Genomic DNA, 9,750 nt, shown 5'->3' with positions numbered 1-9,750 from the left:
CAAACATATTCTCAAATGGAATAAATGGGCCAAAATTAGAATCATTGCAGAGTAATAAATAATCATAATCAAATATTATTTTATTATTCCTAACATAAATAAATCCTCTTTTATATGATCCAAAGTCATATTCTCCATGTCTGCCATTAATAATATGAATACAATAAGAAGATATTTTATCTAATTCACTTTCTAACATATTACAGTTGCAAACATAAACTATATCAGCTACTTTTTTTAATTCTTTAATATAATATACTACATAATCATCTATGATATTATCTTTATCATATCCTGCAAATATCGCTAACCTTTTCATTTTATTTCCTATATTTAATTAAACATATGATTTAACCAATTATCAATGGATGTATAGTTACTAAAATTAAGTTCATTAACTAATCTCGAATTATCTCCTAATATAATTTCAGGTTCATTAGTTTCTAACTTTTTCAACTCTAATAAATCTGATTTACCTAATTTATTAGCTATTGTTAAAGCTATTTCTTCTAATGAAATTGCATTTCCAGTACATAGATTAATAGTACTATTTACATTAGAATTTATTAATAAGGCTATAGCTTTTGCAATATCACCGGCAAATATATAATCTTTCTTTAATTGAGAATAATTTATAGAAACTTTTTGATTATTTTTTAAAGAATTTATAATATGAGGAAAAAGTCTATTTGGATTTTCATTATTTCCATAAGTATAAAATATTCGTCCCCAAGAAAAATCAATATTATGTTTATTGCAATAAAGCTCTGATAATTCTCTTAAATAATTTTTAGATTTGGCATATATAGTTGTTGGATTTAATTCATCATTTTCTTTTATAGGAGCATTTTTAAATTTATACTCAAAACATGTTCCTATAAATACTGCTTTTTTTCCATAATTTCTACCAAAATATTTAAGTATATTAATAGATGATGCTAATAAATCAAAATTAGCATCTGATTCTAAATACCCTTTTTTAGTATCCCAAGCTAAATGAATTAAATATTCTGCCTTAATATCTTTAAAAATCTTTTCTGTTTCTAAAGCATTATTTATATCCAATTTTATATAATTAAATTTATCAGTTTTAATATCTTTTGTTCCTATACCGTAAACTTCAAAATCTAATTCTTTTAATGGATCTGCTATATATTGTCCTACTAATCCATTAATTCCAGTAACTATAACTTTTTTCATAATTTAAAATCCGGTATATTTCTATCTTTATCTGTCATTATTCTATTTTCACATTCAGGCCATTTGATATTAAATGCCGGATCATCCCATCTTAAATATCCGTAAGCATTTGGAACAAAAGAAGCGCTAACAAAATAACATATCATACTATCATCTTCTAATGTTTGTATTCCATGAGCTACATAAGGAGGTATATAAATCATTTTTCCATTTTTTTCGGATAATTCTACTGTAAAATGCTGTCCATAAGTAGGAGAATCTTTTCTAATATCAGCAATTGCATCAAATACACTTCCTTTTATACATCTAACTACTTTAATTTCAGCATAAGGAGCAACTTGATAATGCATCCCTCTTAAAGTTCCCTTTTTGGTACTATAACTCATATTTGATTGTTTTACCTCAAAATCTATGCCTGCTTTTTTTAATTCATCGTTACAAAATAATCTTAAAAAATATCCTCTTTCATCTTCTATATAATTATTTTGTATAATATAAGCACCTTCTATATTTGTTTTTTCTATAGTCATAATATTTCCTTAAAAATTATTTTTCCCATTCAGGAGCAAATTGCTGATTGATTTGTATAAAAGATAATTCATTATTCCAATTAGCATGAGATGATTGGAAACATCTTTTACATTCATTACACATATTATTTTGATCATTAACATTTTTTCTAAATTCTTGAAATTCTTTTCCATTCCACATATCATCAAAATTATCATAATTTTCAAAATTAAGAAATTTAACAGCTGTTGATTGACAAGGACGTACATATCCATCTGATGCTAAGAAAAAATCTCTCCAAGCTACAAAACAATCTTTATGATATTTATCTCCTGCTATATCTTCACCTTGAATATAAGGAAGCTTTAATTTTATATTTAATTTTTTAGCTAATTCTTCAGCCTGATTAAATATTTTTATTACTTTATCTTGTTTATTATATAATGTTTCACTTAGTAAGTTATTTGTAAATACTGTCAAATAAACTCCTTTTACCTCTTCAAGACCTATATCTGAAGCTAATTCTATTAATTGAGGAAGTTCTTCTATATTAGAATCCATTAAAGCCATTACAAAATTCATGTAAGGATAGTCTAATTTTCTTTCTTTCTTTTCTTTAACTATTTCTCTAATATTTTTTACTATAAAATCAAAATTACCTCCAAATCTAATTCTATCATTAGTTTCGGCTTTAGCACCATCTAAACTAATAGCCATAATATCTACTTTATAATCAAATAAAGCATTTTTTATCTTATCTAATCTCATACCATTAGTAACAAAATATTTTCTAACAGGAAAGTTATTTAAATATTTTAATATTTCAATAAAATTGGGATGCATAGTTGGTTCTCCCCAACCAAATAAAGTTACCTCTTCTATACTATTTAATAAATGTTCCATTTTTTTTAAATAGTCTAACTTAAATACCGTAGGTGCAAATTCTGCTTCATCTCTTCCACACATAATACATCTTAAATTACAAGCATTTGTTAATTCTAAAACTAATCTCTGAGGATAGGATTTTAATATTGTAGCTTTACTATCCATTTCTTCTTTATTTAATTTTGTATTATTTAATTGTTGCTCTGTTAATTGTCTAGTTTGTAATAATTCTTTAGTCTTTGATCTTAAAATCATATGATTATCCTTAATTTATAATTTTTATAAATATAATTTACCAAATTTTCCAAGGCGGATTTTTTTGATTCCACATTTCTTCTAATACTGTTTTATCTCTCTGTGTATCCATACATTGCCAAAAACCTTCATGTTTGAATGCCATTAGCTGTTTATCTTTAGATAATCTTCTAAGAGGACTTTGTTCAAATATTGTTGAATCATCTTCTAAATAATCAAATATTTCATTATTTAGTACAAAAAAACCTCCATTAATATAGGCATTATCTCCTTTTGGTTTTTCTATAAAATCTGTAACTATATTTTCATTATTTATACTTACTGCTCCCCATCTTGCTGGAGGAAAAACTGCTAACATAGTTGCTATTTTTCCGTGTTTTTTGTGGAATTCTATTTCATCTTTTATGTTAACATTAGAAAGACCATCTCCATAAGTTAGACAAAAAGTTTTTTCATTTTTTAGTAAATTTTGAACTCTTTTTAATCTTCCTCCTGTCATGGAATTTTCTCCAGTATCTATCAAATCTATAATCCATTTTTCCATATCTTTGTGATTTTGTTTTTTCATAAATTCAGAAGTATTATTTGAAAAATCTATTTTCATATCATATAAATGTCTTCTGTAATTATCAAAAAATTCCTTTATCATATAACCTTTGTATCCTAATAAAATAACAAATTCATTTATTCCATAAAATGAATAATATTTCATTATATGCCATATAATAGGACGCCCACCTATTTCAACTAATGGTTTCGGCCTTATATATGTTTCCTCTCCAAGTCTTGTTCCAAGACCACCTGCTAATATAATTAGTTTCATTTTTGTATCCTTGTATAATAATATATTATATTAAATTATTATCTTTCATATATTCAAATATTATTTGTCTTATACCACTTGATAAAGCAAGACCTTTTTCATTTTTAAAATGATTTTCTAATATTTTTTTATGATCTTCATTTATCTTTATTACTATGGTACTTTCTAATTTTTTATTAGTATTATTTTTTTTATCACTGTCTTTAAATAAATTAGAATTTTGTACTTGTTCTAATAAAGTATTATTACTTTTATTTATTGGCATTTCTATGCTCCTATTAAGTCGTTTGCTATTTTATTTAATTCTTCTATAGTATTACTTTTTGGATAGTATTGATATATTGTCTGATTATATTTTTGACTGTCAGCTATTTTTCTGTCTTGTCCTACTTTATATATATTATATTTTTGTAGGTCTTGAAGAATGTTTAAATATTGTTTATGAGTTTCAAATGATTTATTAATCAAATTTATTATAATCTTATCATATTTTATTTTTTTTCTGTATGACTTGTTTATCTTTTGAAGCTCATTGTAAAATAATTCTATACCATCAAATGAAAAATATTCAGGAGTTATAGGAGTTATGACTTCATTAATAGAAAGTAATATACATCTTTCTAGTTGACTAATTGATGGACTCAAATCATATACAGCATATTCAAAACCTAATTTTTGTAATTCAGTGTTTAAATCTTCAAATATAAATGGTTCTTGGAATAATTTAGTTTCTGCGTAATTTTTTAGAGAACTATCTTTTGGTTTAGTAGGTATAATGTAGAAATTTTCTTTTATTTTTTTTATAGCATTTTGTAAGGGTCGTCCCTGTAAACAATCTGATAGTTCATAATCTATATTTTCTTTTAAAAACCAGTTACTTGAATTAGCCTGTATATCACAATCTATTAGTATAGTTTTTTTTGTCTCTGATATTTTATATGCTATATTTCCAGATAATGTAGTTTTACCTACTCCACCTTTTAATATATGAAATGCTATTGATTTAATCATTATCTTCCTTGGAAAAATAATATTTTATTATAATTTTATTATATTTTTGTAATACTTTATATTATATATGATATAATTATATTATTATTTTATCAAGTTGAAAATTATCATTTTTTTATTTTTTGTTAATTTAAATAATTTAAAATAAATAAGGTAACGTTTCAAAATAAACTGTATTTTACTATTTAACGTTTCAATATAGATTTCATGACGTTTCAAAATAGACTACTTAACGTTTCAAAATAGACTACTATTTTGCTTTAACGTTTCAAAATAGACTACTATTTATGTTTTCTATTATAAGGATTAGCTAAATATATTAGAGTAATTAATATATTGTTTTATTATAAAAAAATAATAAAAAAGTAATACATTGTTATATTTTATAATAATAATGTTGTAAAAATATAATATATTATTTAGTTGATGATTTCAAGGTTTTGAAGATATTTTTTTCTCTATTTAATGTAACTATAATACTATCGCTTTTGATTTTCAAAGCACAAGGCAATACATTAATTTTATCCATAAGTCCATCTTGACCCATTTGATTAAATAGCTCTAGTCCTTTTTTTATAAAATTATAAGCCTTACTTTTATCTTTTAAAAATACATTATCCCCTCTTGATTGTGTATTTTGTCTAAAACATTTTTTTATAATATCTTTAAAATCATATTCTATTTCGTCACTTTTCCCATTATCATGTAAAGATAAATATAAGAATAATTGTCTATAATTGATAGATTTTCCAAAATTACCATATTTAGTGAATTTTGGAGAGTCTTTATATTTATTAATACTATGTACTATTTTTGCTTGTAATTGAGAAGGTATTCTTATATAGCCTTCTGTTCCGCTTGCTCCAAATAAACAATTCCAAATAGGTTTTAAAAACTCTATTTCATAGTAATAAACTTCACCATTAATGTTTTTTAAATTCTGTATCTTATCATTAATATCTTTATTTATAATACTAAATCTTATAGCATCAGTATGTATAGAATGGTTAGCATTTAGAGGATATATTTTTGGTCTTACTGGTATACCATCTTTATCTATTTTATTAAGTGTTCTATAAACATCTATTTCTAATATTTTACGCTGTTCTTGAAATTCTCCTAAAGTAGCATTAAAAAAACTTTCCTTTGAAGTATATATTAAATAATGAGTTTCTAAATTATTATCTTTTCTATGTATGTATTTATCATCTTTGTAAAAGGTACACATATAATTTATAAAATCTATTACATAAGGATATGCTCCATTTAAATTAAAATATTCATCTTTTAATATACCTAATTTCTTTTCTATTTCTTTTTTTTGAATTTCTGAGATATCATATTTTGTTAATGTTTCTGCTTTGGCTATTAATCTTGGAGCATTAATAGGATTATTAATAAATTTCTTCTTTGATATGTTTTTATTCATAATTTAACTATAATATATTAAAAAATAAAATCGTCAATGCTTTGATCATCATAATTTTCATTATTATAATCAGAAGATATTTTAGCTATCTTGTATGTATGTACATTATTATTTTCTGAAAATTTATTGAATGTATACCCCTCTCTTAAGCTTGTAAATATCTTATTTTTCTCTCCAGCCTTATTTTTTACAATATACAATTTTGTATTATAATAATCTTGATTTTGTATGCTCTCTAAATTAATACATAAATCTGATATATTCTCAATTTCACTAGTTTCTCTGTATCTTATTAATGTATTAATATTTGTTTCTCTAGATCTATTAAATTGGCTTAATAGTATCATCATACAATTGAATCTTTTTTGTATATCTTTTAAATATGAACATATTTTATTTAAGCCTTCTCTTAAATTGCTGCTTTCATGATCTATTATTTGTAAATAATCGATAATAATTATTATTCTAGGATTTTCTATATTAAGATTGTCTTTCGCATTTCTTTTTAATTTGATTAATTGTGAATATAAATTATATATATTTAATGATTCAAATATTGCTATTCTATTACTCAAAAGCAATTTTAAATGATCATTTTTATGTTTTTTTATATATTTTATTATATCTTCATTATTAATATCTAGCTTTTTTTTATTATTTTTATAGTTTTTACTTAATAGTTGATATATCATTTTTTTTGTTAGAAATGTTTTACTATCATCCAATGAGTAAAATGCTAGTATTGTATCATCATTATTTTCTAATATTTCTAATGCTAATTGACTTGCAAATGATGTTTTTCCTACTGAGCTTTCTGCTCCTATTGTTATAAGAGAGTCTCTTAAAAAACTTTCTAATTCTGAAAAAGAACTATTTTTTAAATTATAGTTTTTTGTATTCGAAATTAAATTGATTAAATATTCTATAGAGTTTTCATTTAATATATTTTCTTCTATATTGGAATTATTTTCATTAAATGCATTAAACTCATCTAATTTATTTTTTATTTCCAATATATTAGTGTCTATATTGTTTTTATTAGTTTCATTTATAATAACTTTCAATGAACTAAGTAGATCATTTTTTATATATTCTTCTTTACTAATAATAAGCTCTTTATCAATCAATTTATTTCTCCATACTTTAATTTATATTCTTTTTCTGTTAATCTCTTTTTATCCAAACTAAGTAAATATAATGATTTATTAAAGTCCTTCTTATTTTTTATATATTGTAACTCATTTTTAGTAAAAATATAATAGTCTAATATGCATATTTTATCATTAGGCATTTCAAAATAATTATACTCTATATTATTTATTTTAAAACTTTTTATATTAGATTTTATTAATAATTCATTAATATCTTTTATATCATTGTTAGCAGTAAAGCTGTTTATTACAAAACTTCCTTTATAATTATCAATATTATATATATCTTTTATTAGTTGTTTTCCAGCATTATCATTATCAGAAAAACTGTATATATTATATTTTTTTAATATATCATATTTTTCTAATAAATTTACTTTAGAAACCCCAGCTAATGCTATTGAACAGTATCCTAAACGCTCTAATGATAATGCATCAATAGCACCTTCACATATAATTAAGTCTTTAATATCTGATAATTTATGAATATTATATATTGAATCTTTGGCATTTCTATTGAATAAATATTTAGGTTTTATCTCTTCATTATCTATATTTCTTCCTTGAACAGAATTAATATTTTGTATATCTGTATCAAAATACGGTATAATGAGTCTATGCCTATAATGAAATAAATATAAATTATTATTTTCTTTATTTTTTGATAAAATACCGCTTTTTATTAGATTTTCTTCACTATAATGTTTTAATAATTCATTTATAATAAAAAATTGTTTTTTTCTATCTTTAGGTATATTTTTGATTTTATTTTCTATTACTTGTTTTTCTGTTATACATCTATTTTTTAAGTAATATAAAGCTTCTTCATTATCAAGTAAATCTATAAATCTATTATATATATCTGAATAATTTTCTTCTATTATAGTTACTTTAACTACTTTATTTTCTTTAATATAATCTTTATTATTATATTTTATAGACTTATAATCATTTCCAGTAATAAATATAATAGCTTCATTAAAACTGCATTTAAGTAATTCCATCACTAATTTTATATTGTCGCCGCTAGCTCCGCAGCTGAAACAGTGATAATAATTATCTTTTATATTGAATGATAAACTTGGATTTTTATCATTATGAAACGGACATATTGCTTTATTATTTCTATCAATATTCAAACCTAATCGAATAGCTATATCAATAATAGAATATTGCTTTTTTATATCATCTGCAGATTTGTACATAATAATATATTATAATTTTTTATTATAGTATCGATATTATATATTATAAAATATATATTACTATGTATTACTATAATAATATAATATATTAAAAAAGTATAACATTATATTATATAGTAATATAATGTTATATATACTGAAAAAATATATTTTCTCAACTGATACTCTTTATATAGAATTATCTACTTTTTTGACGCATACGCTTCGCGAAAACGCAATTGCTAAAACTTTATATTAAAAAAATACTTATTAAGTATAGGATATAACCTAAATTTATACTAAATGCAGTTTTTTCGGTTCTCGCCGCAGGCTGGATTCGCCTTATACCAATAAAAGAACTGGGGGTGTTACGAAGTACGCATAGCGGGGGCTAGCCCCCACAAATAACCTAAATTTAAAATTCTATTTTTTGATAAACTATAAAATTTTCAGTATATATTAAAATTTTATTAAGTCTTTTATTGATAATTCATCATGAATATAAAAATCGGAAGTTATAGCAGTAGAACTATGTCCTAAATATTTACTTACAGCTTTTAAACTTTTATTGTCTTTTATAAGTAAATGGGTAGCAAAACTATGTCTTAATGTATGAGGATGCACCTGTCTTGTTCCTAATGCCTTTAATCCTGCAGTATTAACTATTTTATATATATATTGTCTTGTAAAAGCTCTTTTATTTTTAGTTTCAAATAAATATATTTTTCCTTGAAAAGTTTTTAATATTTCATTATAAAGTTCTATCTTTAGTTTTATTTTTCTTTCCTTATTTCCTTTTCCAATAACTGATACCGATATATAAGTAATATTATCCTCTATAGTTTTTTTACAGTCTTTTTTCTTTATATTTATTAATTCTGAAACTCTTAATCCTGTAGAATATAATGTTTGTATAATTAGTTTATTTTTTTCATTAGATAACTTTATCATTTTATTTACTATATCTTTTGATACTATTTTTTCTTGAGTTATTGTATTATCTCTTTTAGTTATTTTTATTTCAGAAAATGCACTATCTATTATAGCTTTTTTATTTAAATCTTTTACTTGATATTTTATTAGTTTCTTTAATGCAGCTTTATATAATGCTATAGTTGCATTAGATTTAGTTTTTTTATTTTCTTTTAAAAACTTTATAATACTTTCATAGCTTAAGTTTTCATTATTTTTATAGTATTGTCTGATGACATTAGTATAAGCTTCTCCAAATACATTTTTTAAATTTTGTATCTGATTGTTAGTTAACATAATTTTATTATTCATAGGTCAAATTATACTTTT

Annotated in this window: 11 protein-coding genes; all 11 read right to left on the bottom strand. The window is 22.4% G+C overall.

Annotated elements, in window-relative coordinates:
• Positions 1-319, bottom strand: a 319-nt coding sequence (locus tag BRSU_RS13875; RefSeq protein WP_048596187.1) for a rhamnan synthesis F family protein, incomplete at its 3' end; no start/stop codon positions are given.
• Between the two features lie 14 nt (positions 320-333).
• Complete coding sequence (locus tag BRSU_RS13870) at positions 334-1,200, bottom strand: NAD-dependent epimerase/dehydratase family protein (RefSeq protein WP_048596186.1); 867 nt, start codon at positions 1,198-1,200, stop codon at positions 334-336.
• Positions 1,197-1,730: a dTDP-4-dehydrorhamnose 3,5-epimerase gene (gene rfbC, locus BRSU_RS13865; protein WP_048596185.1), complete on the bottom strand. Its 534-nt coding sequence runs from the start codon at positions 1,728-1,730 to the stop codon at positions 1,197-1,199. Before rfbC ends, BRSU_RS13870 begins: the two co-directional genes overlap by 4 nt.
• A gap of 16 nt (positions 1,731-1,746) precedes the next feature.
• Complete coding sequence (locus BRSU_RS13860) at positions 1,747-2,850, bottom strand: radical SAM protein (RefSeq protein ID WP_048596184.1); 1,104 nt, start codon at positions 2,848-2,850, stop codon at positions 1,747-1,749.
• Between the two features lie 37 nt (positions 2,851-2,887).
• Positions 2,888-3,673, bottom strand: coding sequence for a glucose-1-phosphate cytidylyltransferase (gene rfbF / locus BRSU_RS13855; protein ID WP_048596183.1), 786 nt, complete (start codon positions 3,671-3,673; stop codon positions 2,888-2,890).
• Positions 3,674-3,698: 25 nt separating this feature from the next.
• Positions 3,699-3,938 carry a hypothetical protein gene (locus BRSU_RS13850; RefSeq protein WP_048596182.1) on the bottom strand — a complete coding sequence of 80 codons (240 nt, stop codon included), beginning with the start codon at positions 3,936-3,938 and terminating at the stop codon, positions 3,699-3,701.
• 2 nt (positions 3,939-3,940) lie between these two features.
• Positions 3,941-4,684: a ParA family protein gene (locus BRSU_RS13845; RefSeq protein ID WP_048596181.1), complete on the bottom strand. Its 744-nt coding sequence runs from the start codon at positions 4,682-4,684 to the stop codon at positions 3,941-3,943.
• Positions 4,685-5,099: 415 nt separating this feature from the next.
• Positions 5,100-6,113 carry a hypothetical protein gene (locus BRSU_RS13840; protein ID WP_048596180.1) on the bottom strand — a complete coding sequence of 338 codons (1,014 nt, stop codon included), beginning with the start codon at positions 6,111-6,113 and terminating at the stop codon, positions 5,100-5,102.
• Positions 6,114-6,130: 17 nt separating this feature from the next.
• Positions 6,131-7,240: a DnaB-like helicase C-terminal domain-containing protein gene (locus tag BRSU_RS13835; RefSeq protein WP_048596179.1), complete on the bottom strand. Its 1,110-nt coding sequence runs from the start codon at positions 7,238-7,240 to the stop codon at positions 6,131-6,133.
• The gene (locus tag BRSU_RS13830) at positions 7,237-8,469 is read right to left on the bottom strand and encodes a CHC2 zinc finger domain-containing protein (protein WP_048596178.1); all 1,233 of its coding nucleotides are present in this window, start codon (positions 8,467-8,469) and stop codon (positions 7,237-7,239) included. The genes BRSU_RS13835 and BRSU_RS13830 overlap by 4 nt, the downstream gene beginning before the upstream one ends.
• Before the next feature lie 438 nt (positions 8,470-8,907).
• On the bottom strand, positions 8,908-9,732 hold the full coding sequence (locus tag BRSU_RS13825) for a tyrosine-type recombinase/integrase (protein WP_048596177.1): 825 nt from the start codon (positions 9,730-9,732) through the stop codon (positions 8,908-8,910).
• Between the last annotated feature and the right edge of the window lie 18 nt (positions 9,733-9,750).

The organism is Brachyspira suanatina, assembly GCF_001049755.1.
Classification (GTDB): Bacteria; Spirochaetota; Brachyspiria; order Brachyspirales; family Brachyspiraceae; genus Brachyspira; species Brachyspira suanatina.
Note: the sequence above shows the minus strand (reverse complement) of the source record. Positions and strands in the feature narration are given on the sequence as shown.